Source organism: Nonomuraea purpurea (assembly GCF_042650645.1).
GTDB classification, from domain to species: Bacteria; Actinomycetota; Actinomycetes; order Streptosporangiales; family Streptosporangiaceae; genus Nonomuraea; species Nonomuraea purpurea.
In genome coordinates, this window is the sequence record NZ_JBHSBI010000009.1 from 102449 (window position 1) to 128499 (window position 26051).

22 protein-coding genes are annotated in these 26051 nt (G+C 70.7%); 9 read left to right on the forward strand and 13 right to left on the reverse strand.

From position 1 onward, the window contains the following. Positions 1-21: 21 nt before the first annotated feature. The gene (locus tag ACFOY2_RS19185; RefSeq protein WP_379529418.1) at positions 22-5895 is read left to right on the forward strand and encodes a CHAT domain-containing protein; all 5874 of its coding nucleotides are present in this window, start codon (positions 22-24) and stop codon (positions 5893-5895) included. Here ACFOY2_RS19185 and ACFOY2_RS19190 read toward each other — a convergent pair. From ACFOY2_RS19190 to ACFOY2_RS19210, 5 genes are all read right to left on the reverse strand, one after another. Continuing rightward, positions 5892-6143: a hypothetical protein gene (locus ACFOY2_RS19190; protein ID WP_379529419.1), complete on the reverse strand. Its 252-nt coding sequence runs from the start codon at positions 6141-6143 to the stop codon at positions 5892-5894. The two genes, ACFOY2_RS19185 and ACFOY2_RS19190, sit on opposite strands and share 4 nt — an antisense overlap. Before the next feature lie 17 nt (positions 6144-6160). Further along, positions 6161-7846: an IS200/IS605 family accessory protein TnpB-related protein gene (locus tag ACFOY2_RS19195; protein ID WP_379529420.1), complete on the reverse strand. Its 1686-nt coding sequence runs from the start codon at positions 7844-7846 to the stop codon at positions 6161-6163. Positions 7847-8503: 657 nt separating this feature from the next. Further along, positions 8504-8959: a hypothetical protein gene (locus ACFOY2_RS19200; protein ID WP_379529421.1), complete on the reverse strand. Its 456-nt coding sequence runs from the start codon at positions 8957-8959 to the stop codon at positions 8504-8506. Positions 8960-9438: 479 nt separating this feature from the next. Continuing rightward, complete coding sequence (locus ACFOY2_RS19205) at positions 9439-9711, reverse strand: DUF397 domain-containing protein (protein ID WP_379529422.1); 273 nt, start codon at positions 9709-9711, stop codon at positions 9439-9441. Further along, a complete protein-coding gene (locus tag ACFOY2_RS19210; protein ID WP_379529423.1) occupies positions 9665-10546 on the reverse strand; it encodes a helix-turn-helix domain-containing protein in 882 nt (293 codons plus the stop codon). The genes ACFOY2_RS19205 and ACFOY2_RS19210 overlap by 47 nt, the downstream gene beginning before the upstream one ends. A 130-nt stretch (positions 10547-10676) precedes the next feature. On the opposite strand from ACFOY2_RS19210, the gene ACFOY2_RS19215 reads away from it, so the two are divergent. Both ACFOY2_RS19215 and ACFOY2_RS19220 read left to right on the forward strand, forming a co-directional pair. After that, on the forward strand, positions 10677-11267 hold the full coding sequence (locus ACFOY2_RS19215) for an ATP-binding protein (RefSeq protein ID WP_379529424.1): 591 nt from the start codon (positions 10677-10679) through the stop codon (positions 11265-11267). Between the two features lie 65 nt (positions 11268-11332). After that, the gene (locus ACFOY2_RS19220) at positions 11333-11584 is read left to right on the forward strand and encodes a hypothetical protein (RefSeq protein WP_379529425.1); all 252 of its coding nucleotides are present in this window, start codon (positions 11333-11335) and stop codon (positions 11582-11584) included. Positions 11585-11821: 237 nt separating this feature from the next. On the opposite strand, the gene ACFOY2_RS19225 is transcribed toward ACFOY2_RS19220, so the two are convergent. Continuing rightward, the gene (locus ACFOY2_RS19225; protein WP_379529426.1) at positions 11822-12850 is read right to left on the reverse strand and encodes a hypothetical protein; all 1029 of its coding nucleotides are present in this window, start codon (positions 12848-12850) and stop codon (positions 11822-11824) included. Positions 12851-12903: 53 nt separating this feature from the next. Between ACFOY2_RS19225 and ACFOY2_RS19230 the strand changes: the two genes are divergently transcribed. Both ACFOY2_RS19230 and ACFOY2_RS19235 read left to right on the forward strand, forming a co-directional pair. Continuing rightward, positions 12904-13686: an endonuclease/exonuclease/phosphatase family protein gene (locus ACFOY2_RS19230; RefSeq protein WP_379529427.1), complete on the forward strand. Its 783-nt coding sequence runs from the start codon at positions 12904-12906 to the stop codon at positions 13684-13686. Positions 13687-13803: 117 nt separating this feature from the next. Continuing rightward, positions 13804-14931: a DUF418 domain-containing protein gene (locus tag ACFOY2_RS19235; RefSeq protein WP_379529428.1), complete on the forward strand. Its 1128-nt coding sequence runs from the start codon at positions 13804-13806 to the stop codon at positions 14929-14931. 96 nt (positions 14932-15027) lie between these two features. Here the strand turns inward: ACFOY2_RS19235 and ACFOY2_RS19240 are convergent, their stop codons facing one another. From ACFOY2_RS19240 to ACFOY2_RS19250, 3 genes are all read right to left on the reverse strand, one after another. After that, on the reverse strand, positions 15028-15795 hold the full coding sequence (locus ACFOY2_RS19240; protein ID WP_379529429.1) for a sirohydrochlorin chelatase: 768 nt from the start codon (positions 15793-15795) through the stop codon (positions 15028-15030). A gap of 181 nt (positions 15796-15976) precedes the next feature. Then, a complete protein-coding gene (locus tag ACFOY2_RS19245; RefSeq protein ID WP_379529430.1) occupies positions 15977-16909 on the reverse strand; it encodes an SPFH domain-containing protein in 933 nt (310 codons plus the stop codon). A gap of 58 nt (positions 16910-16967) precedes the next feature. After that, positions 16968-18293, reverse strand: coding sequence for an MFS transporter (locus ACFOY2_RS19250; RefSeq protein WP_379529431.1), 1326 nt, complete (start codon positions 18291-18293; stop codon positions 16968-16970). Positions 18294-18386: 93 nt separating this feature from the next. On the opposite strand from ACFOY2_RS19250, the gene ACFOY2_RS19255 reads away from it, so the two are divergent. From ACFOY2_RS19255 to ACFOY2_RS19270, 4 genes are all read left to right on the forward strand, one after another. Continuing rightward, positions 18387-19067, forward strand: a complete 681-nt coding sequence (locus tag ACFOY2_RS19255) for a GntR family transcriptional regulator (RefSeq protein WP_379529432.1) — start codon at positions 18387-18389, stop codon at positions 19065-19067. Between the two features lie 88 nt (positions 19068-19155). Beyond that, a complete protein-coding gene (locus ACFOY2_RS19260; RefSeq protein ID WP_379529433.1) occupies positions 19156-20103 on the forward strand; it encodes a hypothetical protein in 948 nt (315 codons plus the stop codon). Between the two features lie 5 nt (positions 20104-20108). Next, complete coding sequence (locus tag ACFOY2_RS19265; RefSeq protein ID WP_379529434.1) at positions 20109-21068, forward strand: hypothetical protein; 960 nt, start codon at positions 20109-20111, stop codon at positions 21066-21068. A gap of 202 nt (positions 21069-21270) precedes the next feature. Continuing rightward, a complete protein-coding gene (locus ACFOY2_RS19270; protein WP_379529435.1) occupies positions 21271-21900 on the forward strand; it encodes an alpha-ketoglutarate-dependent dioxygenase AlkB in 630 nt (209 codons plus the stop codon). 12 nt (positions 21901-21912) lie between these two features. Here ACFOY2_RS19270 and ACFOY2_RS19275 read toward each other — a convergent pair whose 3' ends face one another. The 4 genes from ACFOY2_RS19275 to ACFOY2_RS19290 form a co-directional block, all read right to left on the reverse strand. Then, entirely contained in the window at positions 21913-22794 is an 882-nt protein-coding gene (locus ACFOY2_RS19275) for an alpha/beta fold hydrolase (RefSeq protein ID WP_379529436.1), read from the reverse strand. 95 nt (positions 22795-22889) lie between these two features. After that, complete coding sequence (locus ACFOY2_RS19280; RefSeq protein ID WP_379529437.1) at positions 22890-23774, reverse strand: D-alanyl-D-alanine carboxypeptidase family protein; 885 nt, start codon at positions 23772-23774, stop codon at positions 22890-22892. A 135-nt stretch (positions 23775-23909) separates the two neighbouring features. Further along, positions 23910-25088, reverse strand: coding sequence for a glycosyltransferase family 4 protein (locus tag ACFOY2_RS19285; protein ID WP_379529438.1), 1179 nt, complete (start codon positions 25086-25088; stop codon positions 23910-23912). After that, the gene (locus ACFOY2_RS19290; protein ID WP_379529439.1) at positions 25085-25939 is read right to left on the reverse strand and encodes a sulfotransferase family protein; all 855 of its coding nucleotides are present in this window, start codon (positions 25937-25939) and stop codon (positions 25085-25087) included. Before ACFOY2_RS19290 ends, ACFOY2_RS19285 begins: the two co-directional genes overlap by 4 nt. Positions 25940-26051: the final 112 nt, after the last annotated feature.

The following is a 26051-nucleotide window of genomic DNA, read 5'->3' on the forward strand; positions in this document are numbered from 1 at the left end:
CGCCAGTGAGGGCCTGTGCCCATGACCGATCCGGCCGGGGTGCTGGCCGCCCGCATCGAGCGGTTTCAGCAGGCCGCGGATCCCGAGCTGATCTGGGATCCCGCGGCGCTGGCCGAAGCCGAGCAGGCGATGCGGGCGTGCGCCGGCGACCGGTCCGACGCCGCCACCTGGCGGCTGATCGGCATCCTCCACCTGGCCCGCTACCGGCTTGACCAGCACAGCGCCCACGACGCCGCCGTCGCGGGCGCCTTCTTCGCCGCCGTGGCCGTGGCCGACCCCGGGCAACTGCCCGAGAAGCTGCGCGGCGCCGGCGCGCCCCACGGCGACTCGGCAGACACGTGGGCCGGGCTGGTCGAAGAAGCGTTCGGGCACGTCGACCCGGCCACGTACCCGCACGTGGGGCTGCTGATCCACGCGCTCGTCCGCCGCGCCATGGCGCACCCCACGGCGGAGGCGTCCGACCGGCTCGGCCAGTTCCTGTTACAGGAGGCGATGCGTTCGCCCGACCCCGTCTGGGCGCCCGGCGCGCTTGAGCTGCTCGGCTCCGGGCTGGTGCGGCTGTATGGGCTCACGCGGGAGCGGGAGGTCCTCGACGACGCCGTCCACGTGCTGTTCAGGGCGGTGCTGGCCGGGCCCGCCGAGGCCGCGCGCACGCGCGAGCTGGCCTCGGCGCTCGGCCTGGCGGCCCCCGACGACGATGAGCTGGCCAAGGCCTACCTGGCGGCGGCCGAGGCTCCTCCGGCCGGCCAGGACAGGTCGCAGGCGCTGCTGGCGCTGGTCGACCTGACGCGGGCGCGGGCGAGCGCGTCGCATGCGGACGAAGACCTGCTGGCCTTCATCCGGGTCGGGCAGTGCGCGCTGGACTTCTGGCACGAGCGGTGGGTCCACCCCGGCGTGCTCGCGCCGTACGCGGCCGGGCTGGTCGAGTGGTTCGTCGTCACCGGCAACCGGCACTCCCTCGAAGCCGGGACGGAGATGCTGGAAGCCCTGCGCGTGACACCCGACGAGACCGCGCGGGGGCTCGGCGAGGACCCGGCCGTACGCCTCGGTCTGCTCGGCGACCGCCGCTGGAAGCGTTACGGCGTCACCGGCGAGCCGGCCGACCTGGAGACCGCCGTCGAGGTCATGCGCGAGGCCGTCGCCACCGCGCCGCGCGGCCACCCCGAGCGTCCCCGGCTGCTGACCAACCTGGCCAACGCGCTGCTGCGGCAGGCCGTCGTCACCGGCGGCGACCCCGCAGAGCCGATCGCCGCCGCCCGCGCCGCCCTGGCCGCCCACGGGGAGCGCGACCAGGCCAGGGCGGGCGCCCTGATGCTGCTCGGGCAGGCGCTCAAGCTGGACCCGACCGCCGAGCACGCCGACGAGGCCGTCGCCGCGCTGCGCGAGGCCCTGAAGACGGAGGAACGGCCGGCGTCGCGCGCGCAGGCGTACGGGCTGGTCTCGGAGGTGCTGCGCCGGCGCGGCACGCGTCCCGGCGGGCGGGCCTCCGACCTGCACGAGGCCGTGGCCGCCGCGCGCCAGGGCGTCGAGCTGGTCCCGAAGGGCTCCCACGGCCAGGCGTCCGCCCGGCGGGCGCTGTGCACCGCGCTGCTGGCCCGCTTCTCCGCGCTCGACGACCCGCGCGACCTGGCCGAGACGCTCACGCTGGCCGACGACGCCGACGCCGACCTGCTGGCGCGGCTTGGCGCCGTACTCGACCGGGCTCTGCCCCTGCCGCTGGACGAGCCGCTCGCCCAGGCCGCGACCGACCTGGCCGTACGGACGCGGAACGAGGACGTGGCGCTCAAGCTGCTCCAGTACGCCGAGCGGCAGGCGCCCTCGTCCGGCGACTACCTGCTCGACGTGGCGCTCAGGCTCGCCGAGCTCGGGCGCCTCGCCGCCGCGGGCGGCGTGCTGGAGCGGGCCGCGGCCTCCTTCGAGGCGGCGGGGGAACACTCCCGCGCGGCCGACACGCTGTCCCGTCAGGGAGCCGGCCTCGAGGAGCTGGGGGAGTACGAGCGGGCGCTGGAGGCGTACGGGCGCTCGGCCGCCGTCCACCGCGAGCTGGGCGAACACCGGGCGGAGGCGCTCACGCTCGGCAGCATGGGCGTCATACACCTCAGGACCGGAGACCCCGCCCGCGCCGTCGAACACCACCTGCGCGCCATCGCCCTGTGCGAGAGAGCCGGGCTGGCCGCAGAGGAGGCCGCCGCCCAAGGGCAGGCGGCCGAGGCGTACCTGGCCGTGGGGGACCCGGCCGGGGCCGTCGCCTGCGCCGTCAGGGCCCGCGAGCTCCACGGGAGGCTCGGCCAGAGCCAGGAGGCCGCCGCCGCGCTCGCCTACGCCGCCAGGGCCGCCGTCGACCAGGGCGACCTGACGGCATCGGCGGAACGCATCGCCGCCTGCGCCATCGAACTGGAGGCCGCCGGGGCGTGGGAGGCAGCCTGCCGGGCGCTCGACGCCCACACCGTCCTGCTGGCGGGGCGCGGCCACCGCACCCAGGCCGCCGCATGCGAAACCCGGCTCGTCGAGATCGTGCGGCGCAGGGGGGAGCGGCGCGAACCCGCCGACGAGTGGTACCGCATCGCCCGCCGTTACCGCGAACGCGGGGACACAGGCGCCGCCAGGGCCGCCTTCGAGCTGGCCGAACGCGAGTACGAAGCCATCAGCGACCACGACGGGGCCGGGGTCGTGCGCCACAACCTGGGCGCGCTCGCCTACGTGGGGGGCTCGGCCGAGGAGGCGCTGGAGGAGTTCGGGGCGGCGGCGACGACGTTCCAGCGGCTGCGCGAGCCCGCCAAGGAGGCGGCCGCGCTGACCATGCGCGCCACCTGCCTGACAGGGCTGGGGCGTCACGACGACGCCCTCGCCGACCTCGAACGCGCCACCGAACTGGCCGCCGCGGCCGGCGACCTCGAAGCCCTGCTCACCGCCACCCTGGGCCGGGCGGCGCTGGACGTGGCGCTCGGGGAGCCGCAGGAAGCCCTGGAACGGCTGCACACGGCGCTCGGGCTGGCCGACGGCGACCCGCTCAAGGAGGCCGTCGTCTGCGACCGGCTGGCGGGGCTCGCCGCCCGTACCGGGGACCAGGTGGTACGGGTGGAGACACTCGAACGGGCGGTGACCGGCTTCCGCGCCGCCCGCCAGGACCGCCTGGCCGCCCTGGCCGCCGTCAAACTCGGGTTCGCGCTGGAGGAGCGCGGCGAGTTCGGCCGGGCCAGGGCCGCGCTCGAACAGGGGCTCGCCGGCCTCGAACCGGGCGGTTCTCCCGAAGCGGCCGTTCCGCCGCAGGGCGCGCCTTTCGAGATGGTCGCCGTCATGGCGGACTCCCTGGACGCCGAGGTCCTCGCCCGGCTGGCCGCCCTCCAGCTCACGATCGGCGACCTCACCCTCGGCCACGCCACCCTCACCCGGGCGCTCACCACCCTGCGAACCGGTGGCGGCACCACCGAGGAGGCGGAGCGCTGGGAACGCCGGCTGCTCCTGACGGAGGCGGAGGCCGCGGGCGACCTCATCGGCGCACGCGCGGCCGCCGAGCACGCCCTGAACACCGCCGAGCAGGCCCGCCCCCAGCCTCCGGCGACAGACCACGCGCCCGCCCGCCAAGCCCCGGACGCCCGCCAAGCCCCGGACGCCGGCCGGGCCGCGGAGGACGACCGCTCCTACCTGCTGGCGAGGTTGGCCGCCTACTGCCTGGCCCTGGACGACCCCGCCGCCGCCCACGACTACGCCGCGCGAGGCCGCGAGCTGCGCGACGACCGCCTGATCGAGCACCTGCGCAACCTCGGCTCGGCCTCCAGGCGGCTCGGCCGGGTCTCGGAGGCGATCGGCGTGCTCGGCGAGGCCGTCGAGCGGGCCAGAGAAGCGGGCGACGCCCTCCCCGTCCAGCTCGCCCAGGCCCTCCACGCGCTCGGCCTGGCCCTGGCCGACCAGGCCCGCTGGAGCGAGTCGGCCCAAGCTTTCGAGAAGGCGCTCACCCTGCTGGACGCCCCCATCTGGCGGTCGCTGCGCGCCCCGATCCTCGCCGACAGGGCCGCCCTCCACCTCACGCTCGGCGAACTGGGGGAGGCCTCGGCCCGCTACCGTTCCGCGTTGTCGGTCAAGGAGGAGCTGGACGACAGAACCGGGCTCGCCGACGGGTACGCCGACCTGGCCATGGCACACGTGCTGCGCGGCGAACCCGACCTGGCCAGACCACTCGCAGAACACGCCCTCGACCTCGCCCGCGGCGACGACGACGGTCACGGCGCCATCCTCCATCTGATCATGCTCGCCCGCCTGGAAGGCCCCGTCCGGGCGGAGACGCACCTGGCCGAGGCGCTCGCCCTGGCCCAGGAGCTGCGCTTCCCCGCCGGGGAGGCCATCGCGCTGAGCCGCCTGGGCGCGCTCGACGTCGCGGAGGCCGCCTGCGTCAGGGCCACCCGGAGGTTGTCGAGGGCCATCGAACTGCTGGAGGAGCTCGGGCACGAGCTCGAGCTGCGGACGGCGTACGAGCTGCGGTCGGTCGCGGCAGAAGACCTCGGGGACCTGGAGGGCGCGCTCGCCGACGCGGAACGCTCCTGCGCGCTCGGCCACGTCGCCGCCCACGACAGGGCGGTCGGCCTCGCCGTACGCCTGGGGCGCGGCCTGACGGCCTGGACGCACGCCGAACACGCCAAAGCCCACGCCATGACGGCCTGGCCGCACCCGTCCGCGCCGAGCGGCGTGCCCGCCGACCTCCTGGACGCCGAACGGCGCGGGCTCGACGCCGTCCACACGCTCATGTCGGCCGCCCACCACACCAGGGACCCGCTCAGGGCCACGGCGCTCATCCGCCGCGCGCACACCGTCCGAGCCGAGCTGGAGACGATCTGGGCCCGCATGGAGCCCCTGGCCCCCCTCCGCCGGCCCACCCCGTTCACCCAGAGCGACCTCGACGCCCTCGTCACCCCGTCCGGCGGGCGCGAGGCCGCCGTGGGGTTGCTCGGGTTCCACGTCGGGGAGGAGGGCGTGACCGTTCTCGCCCATCGCACCGGCTGGCCCGAGCCGCGCGTGTTCGCCACCACGGTCGACCACGAGACGCTGGCCGCCTTCGCCGAGACCATCGGCGGCGAACGCCCGGACCTGCTCGACATCGCCGCCCGCCGCCACCGCCTGACCCTCTGGCGCCGGCTGGCGGACACCCTGCTCAAGGAGGCGTCCGACGCTCTCGGCGACGACCTCGGCCAGCTCTTCCTGATCCCGCACCGCGCCCTGCACCGCGTCCCGCTGCACGCCCTCGCCCCGGGCGGCCGTCTCCTGCTGGAACGGTTCCCGATCGCCTACGCCCACTCCGCCGCCGCCCTGCTCCGCCTGTCCCGCAGGGGCCCGGCGGGCAGCCGTTCCCTGGCGCTCGGGTTCACCCAGGACACCAGCGAGATCCCCGCCGTCGAGGCCACCACGGCCGAGGCCGCCGAACTCCTCGGCGCCCGGCCCCACACGGGCCAGGAAGCCACCGCCGCCCTCCTGCCCGGCACGTGGGACGTGATCCACCTGTCCTGCCACGGCGTGTACGACAGGGCCGACCCATTCGCCTCGGGCATCCGGCTGGCCGACGGCCTCCTCACCGCCAGACGGCTCATGACCATGACCATGACCGTGGACGCCGGGCTCCTGATCCTCGGTGCCTGCGAGGACGGCCCGCCCGGCGGGAACGACGTCTCAGCCCTCGCCCACGCCCTGCTGAACGTCGGCGTCAGAGCCGCCCTGCTCACCCTCTGGCCGGTCTCCGCCGAGGTCACCAGGGCGCTCATGCGCGACCTGCACACCAGGCTCCACGCGGGCGAGGACCCGGCGCGGGCCCTACGGGCGGCCGTCCTGGAGCTGCGCGAACTCTACGGATCGGCCGAGCCCGACCTCTGGGCCGCGTACGTGCTGGTCGGCCTCAGGGGAGGCTAGTCGCCCAGCCACTTGGAGTCCGGCATGAGCGTGGCCAGGGCCAGGGCGCCGAAGAACCCGATGGCCAGCCCCAGCGCGTACCCGCCGAACATGGCCGCCTCCAGCAGCGCCGTCACCGCGCCGCCGCCCACCGAGGCCAGCACCGCGGCCAGGTCGCCCAGCCCGGCCACGCCTTGCCTGCGGCGCAGGGCTCCGTACGTGATCCAGCCGATCACCAGCCCGAAGCAGATCGCGCCGAGCACGGCCATGCGAGAACCGTTCCTGATCAGTGTTCAGAAGTGGGTCGTGGACCCACGTTCCTGGCACTGCGCGCATCCCGAACGGTTTTGGATGCCCTGGTCGCCCGCGTTCCTTGAGCAGTCCCTGTCCGGGGTCGTGCATCGTGTGCACGTTCCGTGACGGGGCGGCGGGTTTCCTCACGCCCTCGGTCTCCTGGTCGGGCCTGGACGGTCCGATGCCCGCGACGATCGCTCCGGTCGTCGGGGGGCGGTGCCGTCCGTCGCCGGATCGGGTGTCCGAGGGCGCGTCGTGCGATGGCGATGCTCGCGGCGTCGTGCCGGGTGACGGCACGGCGGGGTGCGGCCATGGGCTGCTGCCAGTGCTGGGCGCCCCACTGGGAGGTGTAGGCCGGATCGACGGCCACGATGGACACGCCCACCCCGGCGGCCATCGAAACGAGTCGCGCTTTGAGTTTGCCGGTGGGGATGCCGGAGATCAGCTGCCGGAACCGCTTTCTGCGGCCGTGTTTCTCGCGGGTTTTCTCGGCGGCGAAGTCGAGGTCTTCGATGGCGATGGCGGTCACGCCGGTGCGTTTGGCCCAGTGCAGGAGGCGGGTGATGGCGTGCCGGAGTTGCGCGTCCCGGTGGGTGGCGCGGCCCGTGAGGTCGTAGGTGAAGTGGCGTGGGTCGCCGATCGGGTTGCCGTACCGGTCAAGCCGGTAGGCGGCGAAGTGGCCGGCGTTGGTGTCGACGCCGATCATGCCATTCGCCCGCAGGGTCTCCAGCACGGGCTGCGGCGCTGTCTCCAGCGGGATCGCCTGGACGGCGGGGTGTTGCCAGGAGGCGGTCAGGTACCAGCGGCCACGTTGCACGTCGTGGTGGATGCGGTAGGCCACGGCCCGGTTCGCGGTGACACGGTCGCGCCATTCCGCACCCCGGTGGGCGAAGGCGACGCGCGCCGTCAGGACGTAGCGGCCGTGCCCGGCGTTGGCCAGATGGGCTAACGGGGCCGGGAGTTTGATGCTGACCTCGCCGTCGGGGCTGACGCGGATGGTCTCGTTGCCGTGCCGCTTGTCGGACTCGCCGTCAGCGGCCAGGAACCAGCGCTCCGCCTCCCACCGTTCCCGCCACTCCTGCTCGGTGAGCTCCGCCTCATCGAGGTGGTGGCGGGTGCCGAGCAGGCGTTTGCTGCCTCGGACCACGTGCACGACCCCGGCTTTGAAGTCGGCGCGTTCCCGCTCCAGCCGGTTGGTCAGCGCCGCCAGGCGGCGGGACTTGGCGAACCACTCGTGGCGGCTGCGGTAGCCGCCCGGCGCCCGTTTGCTGCCCTTTTCTCCGAGGGGGAGGGACAGGCGGTGTTGCAGGGTGTGTACCCCGGCCTCAAGACTCTGGATGTGGGCGAACTGGCAGCGCCGGGCCAGCGCCCACTGATCATGGCTGGCCTTGGTGATCGACCCCGCCCACCGGGAGGACGACTGCCCGGTCAAGTCCCGTTTGCGGGCCGCCCACGTCTGCGAGGAATGTGCCAGGCCGTCCGCGCAACGCCGCTTGAGATCGCGAGCGGCCAGCGAACCCAGATGCCCGCCCACGACACGCAGAACCTGCTCATCGTCGGGGGTGAGGGCTTTGAGACGGTCGCGAATCGCCACCCCGGACGGCCCGGCCGCGACGAACGGCACCTCGATCGCGCGCAGCTGCTTTCCGGCCAGTTGCTTGCCGGCCGGTTCAGTCACCGGCGGCCGCCGTGACTTCGAGTACCTTGCGGGCGCGGTGCTTGGCGGAGCGGTGACCGTCGTCCGCCACCCACTCCGCCGCCCGGGCAACCTGACTCTTCAGGTCGGATTCCCGATCGTGAGATGAGGTTCGGACATGCTGGTCCGCTCCGCACCACCGGCCGCGGACGGTGAGGTGTTCGTGTCGGTGGTGACCGGGATCGTGCGCGGCCCCACCCGTTCCGCCGGAGGCCCGCGACGTGCCCTCACGGAACCAGCGGTCGGCGGTGCGCGGGGCGGCTCCCCGCGTGCGCGCCCATCCCGTTAGGTTCACAAGGCAAAATCGTACAGCACTTTTAGCGACCAACTGATTACTCTTAGCCATTGGATTGGCGGCAGTTCACTCTCTTTCCGACCCCGCGCCACCAGTTGCGGACCGCGAGGTGTTCGCGTCGATGGTGAACAGGACCGTGCGCGGCCCCCCGTTCCGCAGGGGTCGGCAACGTGTTCCCTCAGGTTCGCAAGGCGAGATCTTGTAGCACTCATGGCAACTGGCAGACACTTGTGGACACTCAATCGGCAGCAGTTAACTACCCCCTGATCGTCGGCCACAGGACAGCGGAAGCCCACGATCGCACGCCACCGCACGACGTGGCCAGAGGCATCCCGCCGCCCGCCTTAGAGGGAGGAACGGGCGGCGGTCACCAGGTCGGCCGTGGCGTCGCGGGTGCCGACGGCGAGGGCGGCGTCGGGCGTGCGTTCGCGTACGTCCTGGTCACGGATCGCGAACACCGCCGGAGGCACCCCCACGTCCCCGAACCGCCCGGTCAGGGCCCGGCCGACCGCCTCGCGCACGTCGTCGACCACCTGCCGCGCCGTGTGGCCTGAACCCGAGGCGACGAGGTGGCCCAGCATCCCGGCGAAGCGCAGCTCGGCCTCGGCCACCGGACGCTGCCCCGGCAGCACGGGCCGGTCAAGCCAGAACACCTTGCCCGTGAGGAACGCCTCGTAGCGCGCCTCCTCCCGGCCGAGTTCGCGCACCGCCTCGGCGAGCACCCGCCCGAACTCGCCCAGCTCGGCCCCGGGCGGCAGGTCCGTGGTGACGAACAGGGGCACGATCAGCGAGTCGAACACGACGTCACTCTCCGATGTCCATGCAGGCAAGCAAATGTGGATCACGTTGATCGCTGCCGAGGATTCCACATCGGGTGTGTGCTGTCCTGCTCCTGCCCGTCTCCTTACGCCCCGAAAAGGCATTCGTGCCGCACCGCACACCCCCGCCGACGGACCTCCTGCGTCCTGAACGGCCTCGACGTCGACGCTCGGCTGGACGACCTCGAACCGTTGCGAAAGGTCGTCACGGACGTCCGGGTCGTGGACGTGGGGAGGGTGCTGATCAGACCCCCTTCAGCCACGTACGGCGCTTCTCCTTCGCGCGGGCGATCATTTCGAAGCTTGAGCCCTCGCCGGAGGCAAAACGCATGCCCGGCCAGCCGTGGGGGCCGACCGGGCGCACGGGATGAGGTTGAGGGGGACTTCCAGTCGCAGGCTTGAACTCTTGGGTGTTGGGGGATTCCCGGCGAACGCCGGTCGCCGTCCGGCTTGACCTGTAGTTATTCCAAGTCGAACTCGCCGAGCTTGGCACCGCCCACGAATGCCCTCCACTCGTCAGGAGTGAAGACGAGCGCGGGCCCGTGGGGGTCTTTGGAGTCTCGTACTGCGTAGATTCGGTGGTTATTGACATGGCCTGCGCCAGTGGGAACGACAGCGACTTCGACACAGTTGTTTTGCCCGTTGCTAAGGCTGCTCTTGATCCATCTTGCGTCCGACAGATCGACTCTACTCATAGCTTCTTGCCACCTCGGAGATAAGATCCAGTGATTCATGTTTGTTGAGTGCCGATGCCCACATATGATCGAATGCCGTGGAGTAGCGCTCGACTTCGTTTGGTTTGTCCAGGTAAAGCGCGCCGGTGTAACCGTCCACGTAGATGGTTGGAGGCTCCGTGGGCGTACCGTCTCCGTTGAGCGGGAACCGCAGGATCACGAATGGTCCAGACATGACGCCAGGGTGCAGTTCGGCGCTGAAGGACATCACTTTGATGGTCACATTCGGCAGACGGCCAACCTGCGTGAGGTGGTCGAGTTGATGGGCCATCATCTTGCGTCCGCCGATGGGCCGACGAAGCAAGCCCTCGTTCAGGACCACGTGGAGCGTTGGAGGGGCCGTCCTCCTGGTCAAGCTCTGCTGACGTTCCATCCGCAAACGGACGCGGCGCTCAATCTCCTGCTCGTCCACGCCGGCGTTGTCGGCCTCGATCAGCGTGCGTGCATAGTCGGGCGTTTGGAGCAGACCGGGAATTAGCTCTGATTCGTACCAGCTGAGCTGTGAGGCAGCTTCCTCAAGCCCGATGTAGAGATCGAAGCCCTCCGAGATCACGTCCCCGTATGCGTGCCACCAACCGCGCGCTTTGGTCTCCTTGGCCAGCGCCTTGAGTGCTTCAGTGAGATCGGCGGGTGCGCCGTAGACATTGCACATGGCAGCTACGTCGAGACTCCGAAGAGAGGTCTGACCGGTCTCGATACGCCAGAGTTTGGCCTCGGACCATTCCAGGGCCATTGCTGCTGCGCGAACTGTGAGCCGTGACTTATTGCGCAGTTCGCGTAGATAGCGCCCGAGCTGTCGGCGCGGCACGGTCGAGCCTGGCGCCCCTGTGGACATCGCATCCCTTCTCAGTCACTCGCTTTGAGGTGCTTCGTATACCCGAAATGAAATCAGCTTCGCAAGCGTCTCGCAATCATATGCATCAAAGTGCAGCCCTCACGGTGACAGCTTAAAAATGAAGTCTTGCATGTTGAAGTCTTTCAATGCTTCACTCTGTGTGAGCAAATGGTGGCGGAACGCGATCTGCGTCCGCGCGGTCCCGCTCGTGGGTTACTGCGCGAACAGCAATGGATGCCGGAATCCGGCGGATCTGGGAGGCAACACGGTGAGTGGGCGGTTTCTTGCTGTGGTGGTGATGCCAGGGGTGAACTCTTCGGTGCCGCTGCTTCGGCAATACGTCACGCTGGTACTGACAGCGGCGGGACACCAGGACCTGGAGGCCGTGCGCCTCGTTCTCACCGAGTTGTCGGCGAACGCCGTGCTGCATACCCGTTCCGGCGATCCCGGGGGCCTGGTCACGGTGGAGGTCTCGGAGATCAGTGACAGGCTGGCGCGGATCGAAGTATCAGACGATGGGGCGCAGACCGTTCCGCGTCTCCGTCAGACGGGAGACGGCGAAGATCACGGGCGTGGCCTGCAGTTGGTGGAGGCGCTGTCCGTGCGGTGGGGCGTGAAGCGCAGCTTTCCGGGCAACACGGTCTGGGCTGAAATCCTCACCACGGAAGGCGCACCGCCTGCTGCTGCGCTGATGGTGTCGGTGGATGTGGTCGCGGCGTGATGACCTCGCATGGGCAGGCTGGCGGGCCTGGTCGGATGCCGCCTGGGTGTTCTGGCACTCATGTCATGCCGCCCGCGTCGCATTGCGAGCTGTTGGAATGGACCGTTCCGGAACAGTCGGAGCCCGACGGGCGTGTCCTGCGGCGGACATGCGACTGCAAAGGGATCTTCTTCGAACTGCGACTGGTGGGCGACTGGGTGGTCATACGCCGGACTTGCCGTGAAAAGGGCGGCAACGTGATCGCGGAGACCGAGCGATGGCACGCCGGAGTGGCGGCGGCGCTGTGGAGCGCCTTGCTGATGGGCCACCTCAGATGAGGCTGGTTCGTGTCGAGCCCGGATGAGTCGCCGAACTTCGTCAAGTAGAAGGCCCGCGAGATGTTTCCGCCGTCAATCCGCTCCTCCAGCTCCTTGAGCAGTTCAGCTCCAGGACCGGGGAGTACGCGTGACTTATCAGCCAACGGTGCATGACCCTGGACGCGGATGGCGACATCGTTTGCAGGTCACGATCTTGGACGCCGGGGCATGACGGGGCAGCCCTCGGTCCGTCAGCCGTTAGGTGCTACGCGGCTTGAGATCCGCGTGTTTCAGCTCGGTGATGATGCGGTTGGCGCGACTGTGCAGCTGGTGGGCCTCGGACGGCTCGATATGGGCCAGGAGTTGGAGCGCCATCACGCGGAAGCGAAGCAGGCCTGCGTCGCCGGCCTGCTCGGCGGCGGCGCGGGCGTGGTGGATCGCGCGGTCGCGGTCGCCGAGCTTCCAGTGGCAGTACGCCAGCCCGTGATCGCGCCGGAACAGCGCAAAGGCAGCGGGGCTGTGGACGTTGATGGATCGATACAGCCGTGCCGCGGCCAGCAGACGCGGTTGCGGCCCGGCGTGGATCAGGCGATACGCGCGCTGGTCGGCCCAGCGCGCGTGATAGCAGTCCCGTTCGCCGCCGGGTGGCAGCCGCGCGACCTGCGCCCGCGCCCGCGCGAGGGCTTCGTCGGCGTGGGCCGCCTGACCGGCGTCCATCTCCAGCCGGGCCTCAAGCAGTGCGGACTCGACCTGCGCGGCCACGGCCATGTGCGCCGTCTTGAACCCGTGCCCCGTATCGGCCATGTGCGCGGTATCGACCACGTACGCCGTTTCGGCGGCATGCGCCAACCGCAGCCGGGCGTCTTGGGGGTTGCGTCGGCGCAGAGCGACCGAGGCCAGGCCGAGGTGGCCCCAGCAGGCGGCGGGCGACTCGGCGATTGGCGGCCGATCCCACAGCCGCAGCTGTGCCTCGCGCAGCGACAGCGGCAGGTCCGCGAAGCGGCCGTGGTACCGCCCCATCCAGCGCGCGGTGTCGTCGAGCGGTTGCGGCACGCCGAAGTAGTGCAGCAGCCAGCGCCCGTACTGCCCGCCGGATGCGTTGCCCCGGCTCCTGAGACGGCGCAGCCCGCGTTCGATCGTTCCCGGATCAATCGGCAGCCCCGCCCATGGCCCGGCGCGCCGCATGAGCGTGTGGGTCAGCGCGGTCCACCCGCCGTGCTCCTCCGTCAGGTGTTCGAGGTAGCGCTGCCAGGTGCAACCCATCGGGGAGGTTTCGCTCACTGCCATGTCCGTAATCGTGTCCTACCATGCTCCCGGGCCAGATCACTACCGTACGCCGCATGACGACCTTCACCGCCGTGACCTACAACGTTCTCGCCCAGTCCTTCGCGCACCCCGATCGCTACCCCCTCTGCCCTCCCGAGGCCCTCGACCCGGCCTACCGCCACCCCCTGTTGCGCACCCGCGTTGAGGGACTCGCCGCCGACCTGCTGTGCCTGCAAGAGCTTGAGCCCGCGATCTATGAGGGCCTGCGCGCTCGCCTGGAAACCACCCATGACGCGGCGTACGTGCAGCGCAGCCACCGCCCCGACGGCCTGGCCGTCTTCGCCCGGCGTTCCCTGTTCGGGGGATTCGAACACCATGAGCTGCACTTCGGGGCGCAGCGTCGCCGTGGCAACGACTTGGCGCTGATCGTCCGGCTTACCCTCGATGGCTTGCCGCTTCACATCGCGTGCACCCACCTGGCATGGCAACCCGAGTCGACGCCGCGCGGCGAGCATGTCGGCTACTGTCAGATGCTCGAACTCCTCGCGCACCGCGACGCCACGGCCCCGGACGACACCTGGATCTTCGCCGGCGACTTCAACGCCATATCGCAGAGCATCGTCATCGCGGCCGCGCTGGAGCTGGGGATGGACGAGAGCTGCCGCAGCCAGCGACCGTGGGACACCTGCGCCATCAACGGCCGACGGCGCAAGCTCGACTACCTGCTGTTCTCCACGGGACGACTTGAGCCGCGCCCCGGTGTTCTGCCCCAGCTCTTCCGCGATACCGCACTGCCGTCCCTGACCGAGCCCTCGGACCACCTGCCGCTGCGCGTCGACTTCTCGCCAATCCCGTGACCAGGGGAGGGGCGTGCGGGTTGACCAAAGATGTAAGGCCGTACATCGATGGATGTACCCCCTAATTCGATCGCCGGGACGATCGAGGCGGCCCTTCCAGGCGGCAGCCTTGACAGGGTGAGCAGACGGATTGACGCACTCGACGTCCTACGCGGCGTGGCCATCATGGGCACGCTCGGCACCAACATCTGGATCTTCACCGCGCCGGGCGGCCCCACGGAGTTTCTCCAGTTCGGGGGCGGGGCCGGAGCGGCGGAGACGTTCCTGCGGTTCCTGTCCAACGGCAAGTTCCTCGGCCTGCTGACCCTGCTCTTCGGCGTCGGTCTCGAACTGCAGTACCGCAGCGCGGTGCGCAAAGGCATGACCTGGCCCGGCAGGTACCTCTGGCGGGCGACGCTGCTGTTCGTCGAGGGCGCCCTGCACTACGTCCTGATCTTCGAGTTCGACGTGCTGATGGGCTACGCGATCACCTCGATGATCGTCGCGTACCTCGTGGGCCGCAGCTCCCGCGTCGTCACGGCCTGGATGGTCGTCGCGGGATCGTTGCACGTCGCGATGGTCTCCGTGCTCACGCTGGCGCTGCTGACGACTCCGAACGGCGGGAGCATGCCGGGGACCTATCCCCAGGGCAGCTGGCTCGACCAGGTTCACGGCCGTCTGCAGAACGTGCTGCTCTTCCGTTCGGAACTGGTCTTCATCGTGCCGATGGGCATCGTGCTGTTCCTGCTCGGCGTCCGTCTCATGCGCGCCGGCGTCTTCGAGGAGCATGGCGCGGGCCTGCGCAGGAAGCTGATCGTCGTCGGCCTCGGCTTCGGCGTGCCTGCGAACCTGGCCACCTCCTTCGCGGGGTCCGGCTGGTTCGCCGTCGACCGCTACCTCCTCGCGCCGCTGGTCGCCCTGGGCATGCTCGGGCTGGTCACCTCGATCGTGCTCGGACTGCGGGGCGAGCCGGGGGTGGTCAGGAACGCGATCACGAACGTCGGGCGTACCGCGCTGTCCTGCTACGTCTTCCAGAACCTGGCGGCCAGCGTGGTCTGCTATGGCTGGGGCCTGGGCCTGGCGAGCCGGTTCGACGCGCTGCGGCCCTGGTGGGTGCCGGTGGTGTGGGCGGCGATCTGCCTGCTGTTCGTGGCGTTGTCGTCGCTGTGGCTGCGCCGCTTCAGCCGGGGGCCGCTCGAACTGGCCTGGCAGTGGGCCTACCAGGCCCCGTTCAAGAAGCGCGCCGTCACCACCCCGGTGGGCTGACCACCGCGACGTCGGCGCATGTCGGCCTCCATGAGGTCACGGAGGCCGAGGTGTGCGCGGACGGCGACGCGAGTCAGGTGATCTCGACCAGCCTTGTCACGTCGCGAGCTGACTCCCGTAGGCTCGCGCGACGAGCTCCGCGATCGAGCTGTGCGCGCCGAGCGGCTCACCGTGCCCGGCGTTGACCGCGGCGGCGGCCTGGACGACGAGGTCGCGCGGGGCCTCGTGGCCGATCATGCAGGGGGCGATGGCCAGACGCTCGGCGCCCGCCGCGCGCAGGCGCTGCGCCGCGACCGCGATGCCCGGCTCGCTGTCCAGCGAGGCGGAGACGACAGGCAGCGTGAGTCTGGAGGCCAGCAGCACCGCGGTGGCCTGCACGGCGTGCACCGCCCGCTCGCCGCCCACGGTGGCGAGGATGACGGCGTCCACCGGGCTGGAGACGTTCAGCAGGCGGACGCGGTCGGCCCTGGCCAGGCCGCGCTCGGCCAGCTTGATGTGCAGCGCCTCGGCCAGCAGCGGGTGCGGCCCGAGCGCCTCGGTCACCACGGCGCCGGAACCGGAGGCCGCCACGGCCTTGCCGATCTCGGCCAGGACGATCGGGTCGTCCCAGGTGAGCAGCGGCACGACGACGGCGTCGCGACCGGAGGGCAGGGAGTCTGCCAGGTCGGTGACGCTGGTCAGGCGTACCTCGATCTGGGGGTTGTCGACGCGTACCACTGCCGCGATCTCTTCGGCCACGCCCGAGGCGTCGCCTGGGGTGGCGAGCACGAGCACGGGGGCGTCAGGCGGCAGGGAGGTGGGCACGGGACGGCGGTGACGACCGCCGCCCGGCCGGGGGGAACGTTCACGTACAGGCAGGCTCACAGGCGGGCATTTTATGCGCATTCGGTGGCGGTTGTTCTGGGAATCGATGGCGATTACGTCACAACCCAGTACCTATGCTCGAGACCACTTCGTGATCACCAAATAACGTGACTTATCGGCATAAATCGGACCACCTGAAGGTCGCCGAGACGACGGCCTGACGCGCGGCCTGACGCGCGGCCTAACGCGAGGGCACGACCACCGCCTGCGGGTTGCCTGGGGCGTACACGGTGATGCCCTGCGGCAACGACTTGAGCTTGTCGATCTCGGCGCAGGCCGGGCACTTGTCGTAGCCGTCCTGCCTGGCCCGGTTGGCGTCCGCCTCGGCCTCGGCCTGCTCGACCTTGGCCTGGGCCTCCGAGACGGCCGCCGTGGCGGCCAGCGAATCGTTGACCGCCTGCTGCACCTCCTGCGGCAGCGTCACCTTGGCCAGCGTGAAGCGCAGCCCGGTCAGGAACGGCCCGCCCAGCGTCGTGGGCAGGTCGCGCGCCAGCGAGGCGTTGACCGCGTTCTGGACCCTGATGATGCTGGCGTTGCTGTCGCTCGCCTTGAGGTCCGTTTCCTTCAGCAGCGAACAGGACGGCACCAGTTCGGCGCAGCGCATGGCGCCGATCTGCCCGCGCAGCGCGTTGTCGACCACGGGACGGACGGCCTGGCCGAAGAAGGCGGACCAGCCGTCGTCTCCGTCCCACGCGTAGAGCGCGCGGTCGTCCTGGGCGCGGTAGGTGCGGGTGCCGTACTTGTCGTCGAACGTCTTCAGCGTCTCGTGGTCGGTGTTGAGCTGGAAGTACAGGGTGCCTTCGATGCCGAGGTTGACGCCGTCGCTGCTCGGCACGGTCACCACGTCCACGCCGAGCGTGGTCGCCCGCTTGGCGTCGGCGGTGATGGTGTAGAAGCGCTGCTGCGCCGGATAGAGGTGGAGCGACGACCACATGCCGGTCCAGGTCAGGCCGGAGCCCGGGTCGATCACCTGGCGTACTTTGTTGTCGTCGAACAGGCCGCCGTCGCGGACGACGGCCGCCTCACCGCCGCTCGTGCTCTTCAGCCCCCCGATGCCCCCGATGAGCAGGGGGACGGCGAGCAGCGCGGCGATGACGGCAAGGGCGATTCTCATCCGATACCCTTCCGCGCGGGCGGCGTTGGCAGCCGCCGCCCGCGACTTTCGCGGCGATTCAGGCGAACGGCCCCACGTGGCGGGGAACCGTGGTCTCCGCCGGCTCGGCGGAGAGGTCGACGTCGCGGGTCTCCGGGGCGATGGCCAGGCCCAGGGCGGTGATCGCCAGGGCGATGACCACGTAGACCGACACCGCGATCGTGCTCTGGAAGCTCTTGAAGAGCTGCAGCGCGATGATCGGCGCCAGCGCGCCGCCGACGATGCCGGCCACCTGGTAGCCCATCGAGGCGCCGCTGTAGCGCAGGCGCGTGCTGAACAGTTCGGCGATGAACGCGGCCTGCGGGCCGTACATCGCCGCGTGGGTGATCAGCGCGACCACGGCCGCCAGCGTGATCAGCGGGAAGGATCTGCTGTCGAGCAGCGGGAAGAACGCGAACGCCCACACCGCCGCGCCCACCACGCCCGCGAGGTAGACCGGGCGCCTGCCCAGCCGGTCCGACAGCGCGCCGAACAGCGGGATCAGCGCGAGTTGCAGCGCCGAGCCGATCAGCACCGCGTTCAGTGCGACCGAGCGGTCGAGCCCGAGCGTGCCGGTGATGTAGACGATGATGTAGGCGGTGAAGATGTAGAAGGCCACGTCCACCCCGATTCGGGCGGTGAACGCAGACAGCAGCGCGCGCGGGTGCGTGCGCAGGACCTCCACCAGCGGCATCCTCGCCTTGGCACCCTGCTGCTCGACCTCGGAGAACAGCGGCGACTCGGTGACCTTGAGCCGCACCCACAGGCCCACGAACACCAGCACGCCCGACAGCAGGAACGGCACCCGCCAGCCCCACGACAGGAACGCCGCGTCGGACTGGAAGAAGGACAGCAGCGTCAGCAGGCCGGTGGCCAGCACGTACCCGGCGGGCACGCCGACCTGCGGCCAGCTCGCGTTGAAGCCGCGCCGCCGGCCGTCGCCGTGTTCGAGCGACATGATCACGGCGCCGCCCCACTCGCCGCCGAGCCCCATGCCCTGCACGAACCTGAGCAGCGCCAGCAGGATCGGCGCGGCCACGCCGACGCTCGCGTAGCCGGGCAGCACGCCGATGAGGAACGTCGAGACGCCCATCAGCAGGAGCGTCACCACCAGCACGGTCTTGCGGCCGGCCCGATCGCCGAAATGGCCGAACACGACGCCGCCGAGCGGCCGGGCGATGAACGCCACGGCGTTGGTGGTCAGCGACGCCAGTGTCGCGTTGAACGGATCGAGAGACGGGAAGAACAACTTGGGGAAGACCAGGGTCGCCGCGGTGGTGTAGAGGAAGAAGTCGTACCACTCCAGCGACGTGCCGATCAGGCTGGCGAGGATCACCCGCCGGGTTTGTTGCGTGGAGCCTGACATCCGATCGCTCCTTGAGTTGAAGAGGGATAGCTCTCAACATAAGAATCGTTGAACAATTCGACAAGAGGTTTGCTCCATGATTCCCTGTTAAATGTGGATAACGAGGTCGCTGATCTTTCCCAGGATCGGCCCCGGCTGGGGCGCAGCAGCACGGCAGAGCGGGTGGCCGACATCCTGCGCGACCGCATCAGCGAGGGCTTCTTCCGCCCAGGCCAGCGGTTGTCGGAGGAGGCCATCTCCGAGGCGCTCGGCGTCTCACGCAACACCCTGCGCGAGTCGTTCCGGCTGCTCGGCCACGAGAGGTTGCTCGACCACAAGCTCAACAGGGGCGTCTTCGTCCGCCTGCCCTCCGTCGAGGACGTCGCCGACCTCTACCGGGTGCGCCGCGTGCTGGAGGGCGCGGCGGTGCGCCGCGGCCCCTCCGAGCGGGCGCTGGCCGTGATCACAGAGGCCGTGCGCGACGCGGAACGGGCCGCCGACCAGGACGACTGGCAGGGCGTCGGCACCGCCAACATCCGCTTCCACCAGGCGCTCGTCTCGCTGAACGAGAGCCCGAGGATCGACGAGGCCATGCGCCAGCTCCTGGCGGAGCTGCGGCTCGTCTTCCACGTCATGGAGAACCCGCGCGCCTTCCACGAGCCGTTCGTCGACCGCAACCGCACGCTGCTCGGGCTCATCGAGTCGGGCAGCCCCGACAAGGCCGCCGCCTACCTGGACGACTACCTCGACCACGCGGAACGGCTGCTCGTCCACGCCTATGAGCCGAACCGCTGACGCGGCCCGCCTCGCGGGTGTGGCCGACCTGTGACCAACCCAACACATCGCGTCGGTGTCTAACGGGGTGAGCGAAAGGATCTCACCCATGAGGCACTCCTCAGCGACCGTGGCGCTCCTGGCGTCGGCGGTCATCGGCGGGCTGGGGCTCACACCCGTCGCCGCCCACGCCCAGAGCGCACCACCGGTGGCCCGCGCGGCCTGGATCAAGAGCTGCAAGGAGACCCCGTGCGGGCGCTGGCAGCTCGTCCTGCGGGACGGCAGGACCGTCCCCGTGCGCGACGCCGCCGCCACCAAGCCCCGCAGCGAGGAGCCGGGCGCGTTCGCGATCAGCGCGAACGGCCGCGTGCTCGCCTACGAGCGGACCGGCGACCACCGCGTGGTCGTTCAGCGCGTCGGCGGCGGCCGGCTCAGAGAGCTCCCCAAGATCTCCGGCGACTACGGCCTGACCCTGTCGCCCGAGGGCGGCAAACTCCTGATCGACTACTTCGACGAACCCGAACGCCGCCCGTCCAAGGTGATCACCGTGGCGACCGGCAGGACGACGACGCTGCCGGCCGCGGAGACGCCGTACGGGTTCAGCGCCGACGGCGACGAGGTGCTGACCACGCGCCGGCAGGCCGACAACACCACGGCCATGTACGCCCGCGGCCTCGAAGGCGGCACGCTTCGTCAGACGCCGCCCCAGGTGGTCGCGGGCGCCCTCACCTTCGCGCTGGCCGCCGACGGCAAGACGGTGGCCGTGTTCACCTCGGGCGACGCCGAGACCAGGCGGCCGCCCCGGGTGCGGACCTACGACCTGGAGACCGGGGCGCTGTCGGAGGCCGCGGACCTGCCCTTCAAGACCGAGGCGCCGCCGGACGTCGCCGTGTGGGACGCCGACGGGCGGCTCACCGTGACAGAGCGCGTCGGCGAGGACGGCGAACCGACGGTGGTACGGGTGCTCACCGTCGACCCCGCCTCCGGCGCCGCCACGCAGAGCGACAGATATCGGCTCACCAAGTCCCGCTACGGGGCAGTCATGGCTGGGGAGTGACGCACATGAGAACCACGATCCTCACGACGACGCTGGCGGCCGGCCTGCTGCTGGCCCTGACCCCGTCGGCCGCGCAGGCGAACCCGCACCACTCCGACAGCATCCGCTACGCCTCAATCAAGGGCTGCGCGGACAAGAACGGCGCCGAGTTTCCCTGCGGCCCGTGGCGGCTCGTCATGCACAGCGGCAAGCAGACCATCCTGGACGACGCCCAGGGCGTCGCCCGCAAGAAGAACGGCGAATCGGGCCGCTACTACCAGGCGCCGATCGCGGTCAGCGGGAACGGCCGGAGCATCGCGTACTTCACCAAGTCGGGACGGCCGGCCGTGCGGACCGTCGGCGGAGGGGTGAAGGTGTTCGCCAAGGACGCCCTGCCCCGGGTGGACCAGTGGAAGGTGTCCTTCGACCTGTCCGACGACGGCGCCAAGCTGGCCGCCGTCATCGAGAACGCCCCCACGCGGATCTTCGACACGGCCACCGGCGAACGGCTCGGCACCGTCCCGTCCCGGGCGACCCTGATGGGCTTCAGCGGCGACGGGGACGAACTGCTCACCTCCATCGAAGCCGACGAATCGGTCACCGACCTGGTCGTCTACAGCGACCGCGGCCGGCGACTGGCGCGGGCGACGCCACCGCAGGTCATCGGGGTCAACGGCCCCCAAGCCCTGGCAGCCGACGGCCGGACCGTCGCCGGCGTGGTCACCGGGAGCAAGCCGGAACTGGTGACGTACGACGTGGAGGACGACCGGATCATCGACCGCAAGAAGATCAAGCTGCCCGAGGGCGCCGTCAACATGATCGACTGGACCGGCGACACCCAGGTGACCCTCCACCTGACCCGCGAGGTGTCCGGCTCGACCCGGATGACGATCGTCCAGATCGACACGGAGACGGGCGCCGTCAAGGTCCGCGACCGGTACACGCCCCTCAAGGACTCGTTCGTCTTCGCGGCCTGCGGCGGCTGAACCCGCCGCCGCCCGTGTCGGGACGTTAGGACGGCTCCCCCTGCGGGAAGAATTTCGACGATTACGCTGAGTCGGCATTTCGCCCGCTCAGACGAGCCCGGCCCGTACGGACTGCGTACCGCGCAGGCCGGGCTCGCACTCCCCGACGGTCGTCGGCCACCCACTCGAATGAGTGTTTGAAGTGTGGCATACACTCGGCCCTATGAAAGCCGCGTTCCAAGCATCTCTGCTCGACCTCGACGCGGAGCTCGGGGTCGAGCCGCTCGGCGGCGCGGTCCGCAGGACCCACCTCGGCCGGGGCGCGTGGATCGACCTCTGCCCCGGCTGGTTGTCGGGGGCCGACACGCTGTTCGAACGGCTGGCGGAGGGCGTGCCGTGGCGGGCGGAGCGGCGGCGCATGTACGACCAGGTCGTGGACGTGCCCCGGCTGCTGAAGTTCTACGACGAGGGCGAGCCGCTGCCCGACCCGGTGCTCGACGACGTCAGAGGCATGCTCAACGCGTACTACGAACAGGAGCTGGGGGAGCCGTTCCGTACGGCCGGGCTCTGCTTCTACCGTGATGGGCGCGACAGCGTGGCCTGGCACGGCGACACGATCGGACGGGGCGGCACCGAGGACACCATGGTCGCCATCGTCTCGGTCGGCAGCCCCCGGCCCCTCCTGCTGCGCCCGCGCGGCGGCGGCCCGTCGATCCGGCGCGATCTGGGGCATGGCGATCTGATCGTGATGGGCGGTAGCTGCCAGCGGACGTGGGAGCACGCCATCCCCAAGACCGCCCGTCCCGCGGGGCCGCGCATCAGCATCCAGTTCCGCCCCCGCGGCGTCCGCTGACCGGCCGTTCGACTACCCCAAAGGATCGACACCGTCCATGGCCAGGAAGTCGGTGATGAGCCGGTTCACGCGGTCCGGCGTCTGACGGCTGGACCAGTGGCCGACGCCCGCGAGCACTTCCAGCCGGCAGCCGGGGATCAGCGCGGCGGCGGCCCTGGTGCGTTCCGGGTGCACGCCGATGTCCTTGTCACCCTGGATGAGCAGCGTGGGGGTGGTGATCTCGGGCAGGCGCGGGCGGAGGTCGACGCGCATCCGGAGGGGCCCGATGGAGGCGTTCTGCCAGTCGGAGGAGCCTCCGCCCGCCTCGCCGACCTCCTCGGCGATCTCGTCCACGACGTCGTCGAAGTCCCACACGGGCCCGGCGAACAGCGCGCGGCGGGCGAACTCGGCGATCCGCGCCCTGCTCCTGAACGCCGCCGTGGGCAGCGTCCTGTTCAGCAGGGGCAGCTTGGCGGTGAGCCAGAGCAGTTGGTGCACGCCGGGCGGGAAGGACAGGATTCCGGCCGGGGCGAGCGCCACCAGCCGCTCCACGCGTTCCGGATGGTCGATGGCGTAGGCGAGGGCGAGCGCGCCACCCTGGGAGAGCCCCACCAGGGTGGCCGAATCGAGGCCGAAACGGTCGAGGACCTCGGTGACGCAGCCCAGCATGCGCTCGTGCGTGGCCCTGCCGCTCCAGGGGTGGCTTCTGCCCTGCTTGGGCCAGTCGAGGGCGAGCACCTGGTGCCGTTGCGCGAGGACGGGGATGAGGTGGCGCCAGCTCAGCAGCGCGTTGTCCACGCCGGCGCCGCTGAGGAGCAGCACGGGGGAGCCGTGGTCGCCGGCGCTGTAGACGTGCAGCCTGCCTTCTGGGCAGGGCAGGAACGTGCTGCGCAGGTCGTCGGGCGGCTGGGTCATCCCTCACCCCTCCCGGCCCCGGCCTCCGCGCCGGCGTCGGAGAGTGCGGGGCGTGTGGGGGAAGTCACGTTTCCGGACGATACCGTCATCGGCCGTCAGGCGGCCTGCCGGGTCGCTCCCCAGGACAGCAGCTCCTCGGCCGTGGTGAAGCGCCGGCTGGAGACCGACTCGTCGAGCAGCACCCCGACCAGCCGCCGCCCGTCGTGCTCGCCCGCGAACGCCAGGCAGAACCCCGCCGCCCGCGTGAACCCGGTCTTGAGCCCGATCGCCCCCGGCGTGCCCAGGAGCCGGTTGGTGTTGCGCCAGCTGTAGGAGCGGTGCTCGCCGTCGGCGTCCACGCTGTGGCGGGCGGTTCCGGCCACCTTCTTGATCAGCGGGTTGCGGAGCGCCTCGGCGGACAGCTTGGCCTGGTCCCGGGCGGTGGAGTAGCCGTCGCCCTTCGGGGTGGGCAGGCCGTCGGCGTTGACGTAGTGGGTGTCGTTCATGCCGAGCTCGCGGGCGGTGGTGTTCATCTTGGCGACGAAGCCGTCGACGCCGGGCCCGTACGTGCGGGCCAGGGCGTGGGCCGCGTCCGCGCCGGAGGGCAGCATCAGGCCGTACAGCAGCTCGCCGACCGGCAGGCGGTCGCCGGGGCGCAGGTCCGCGGTGGTGCCGCCCCCGTCCTCGGCGTACGCGACGTCCGCGGACTTGATCTGCACCATGTCCGAGGGCTTGGCGGTCTTCAGTACGAGATATGCCGTCATCGTCTTGGTGAGGCTGGCGATCGGCATCCGTTCGCCGGCGTGCTTGCTGAAGAGCACTTCGCCGGACGAGGCGTCCATGAGGACGGCGGCGCGGCCGTACACCGTGGGCGCGTCCCTCTGGACGGTGGCGGCCACGGTGGCCGGGGCGGGCGCCTGCGCGTAGGCGGGTACGGCGAGCCCCGCGACCACGGCGAGGGCGCCTGCCACGCCGGCCAGACGAGCTTTCCGGTTACGCATAGGGACAGGCTGCCGCCCACTTTGGGATGCCTTTGACGAAATGACCACTATTTCGTGAAAAGCGCCTCAAAAACCTAGATGTAGCCGGAAGAAACGAAAAGGTAGATTTTTTCGCGGAAAGTCAAGAAAGCCCCGTCAGCGGCTGCTCCAGAAGTTGTCCACCACCCGCTCGCCCTGCATGAGCTCCGAGAACAGATCCTCCCAAAGCGGCATGATCAGCTCAGGCGCGTACGCCCGCGACGTCTTCCACGCCGCCCTCCCCATGCGCAGCCGCGCCTCCCGATCGGCCATGACCCGCTTCAACGCGAGCGCCAGCGCGTCCACGTCCCTCGGCGGCACCAGCACCCCGTCCACCCCGTCGCTCAGCACGTCACTGGGGCCGGTCGGGCAGTCGAAGGCCACCACCGGCAGCGCGTGCGTCATGGCCTCGATCATCACCATGGGCAGGCCCTCGAAACGCGAGCTCAGCGCGTACACGGAGGCGTCGGTGAGCTCCTTGTCCAGCCGGTCGGTGCGCCCCGCCAGCGACACCTGCCCGCCCAGCCCGTACCGATCGACGAGCCCGCTCAACTGGGTCCCGCGCGGCCCCGTGCCGAAGATGCGCAGCCGCCACTCCGGATGCTCCGCCACCACCTGCGCGAACGCCTGGATCAGCAGATCGAACCCCTTCTGGGGCACCAGCCGCCCCGCCGCGACCACGACGGGATTGACCTGCTGAGAACGCTCCTGCTCGACCTGGTCCACCGCGTTCGGGATCTGCACGATCGGCGTGCCGGGCAGCAGCCGCTGGTACTCCAGCCGGTTCGTGCGCGTCAGCACGGTGACCGCGTCGAGGCGGCCGTAGTGGCGGGCGATCTCCCTGCGGATGGTGTCGGGATAGGCCGACAGGTTCATGTGCTCCTGGGCGACCCTGATGACGCCCTTGGGCGTACGGCGGGCGGAGATCAGGCTCAGCGCGGGCCGGGTGGTGACCAGGACGCCCTCGCGCAGCCGGGAGACGTACTCCATGGCGGCCCACTCCACCCGCTCGGTGAAGTAGTCGGCCGCGAACTCCCCGCGCGGGACGATCTTGCCGCGTACCCGGCGCCAGGCCCTGCGGCCGATCGAGTCCGGCTGCCGGCCGCCGCGCTGGTCCACCAGCGTGGTGAGCGAGATGCGCGGGTCCAGCCGGAACTGGGGGGTCTCGCGCCGCCGTACCAGGCTGACCAGCGTGACGTCGTGTCCCGCGGCGGCCATGGCGTTGGCCTGGTTGACGACCGTGCGGATCGTGCCGCCCATGCCGAAGGCGTGCAGCATGAGGTAGCGGATCTTCACGTGAGGTACCCCCAGGTCCGGCAGATGGGTTTCAGCACGTCCGGGATCTCCTCCTCCGGCGGCAGCGCGCGCGCCGGCTGGACGGTGCCGGACCGGATCTTGTCGCGCCAGTCGCCGAGGCCCTTCTCCAGCACCCGCTGCTCGCCGTACGTCAGCATCCTCGGCTCCCACGCCAGATCCAGGAACGCGCAGATCTCGCGGGTCACCCGCTCGGGCTCCGCGCTGAGCTCCTCGTACCTGACGGTCAGTCCGGGCAGCGCCGACCTGGCCCGCTGCACCGCCTTCATGTAGCGCAGCGCGTCCAGGGCCGCCTCCTCGGGGGTGCGCCTGCCGGGGCTCGCCTCGTGCCAGGACGTGGCGATCGAGGCGGGATGGCGCAGCAGGAAGACGAACCGCGCGTCGGGCCAGCAGGTGGCGATGCGCTGGAAGGCGAAGGCGTTGGCGGGCGTCTTGTCCACGATGAACTGTTTGCCGCTGCGGACCAGCTCCCTGTGCAGGACCCGGTCCCACAGCAGGTGCTCCAGGTCGGCCTGGTTGTGCCCGAGCGCCGCCATCGCCCTGCCGGCCAGAGCCGTGTCGAACTGCACCCGCAGCCGCCGCACATGCAGCTCGTGCGGCGCGTGCAGGGCCGGGTGGGCGTTCAGCATCGAGCGCAGCAACGTCGAGCCGGACCGTACCGGAGACAGGAGGAACACGGGGGATTGGAGCAGCCGGTCGGTTTGCGGATCCACGGGCGGTCTGACCTCGGGGACGGGCGGCGCCTCCGCCCCTGACACCGCTTTCCCTACCCGTTCGATCTGGAATCCGGTGAACCTGACCAGCGCTTTGTTCATCTTGCGCTGCCAGTTCATGCCGAGGCAGACTACCGGCCCTTCCTGGCAGTTGCCTGGCAATGCCTCTTTCGCCACCCATGCCCTCGGGATGAAGAAGCGGGCAGACAAGATCAAGAGCGTTAGCCTGATG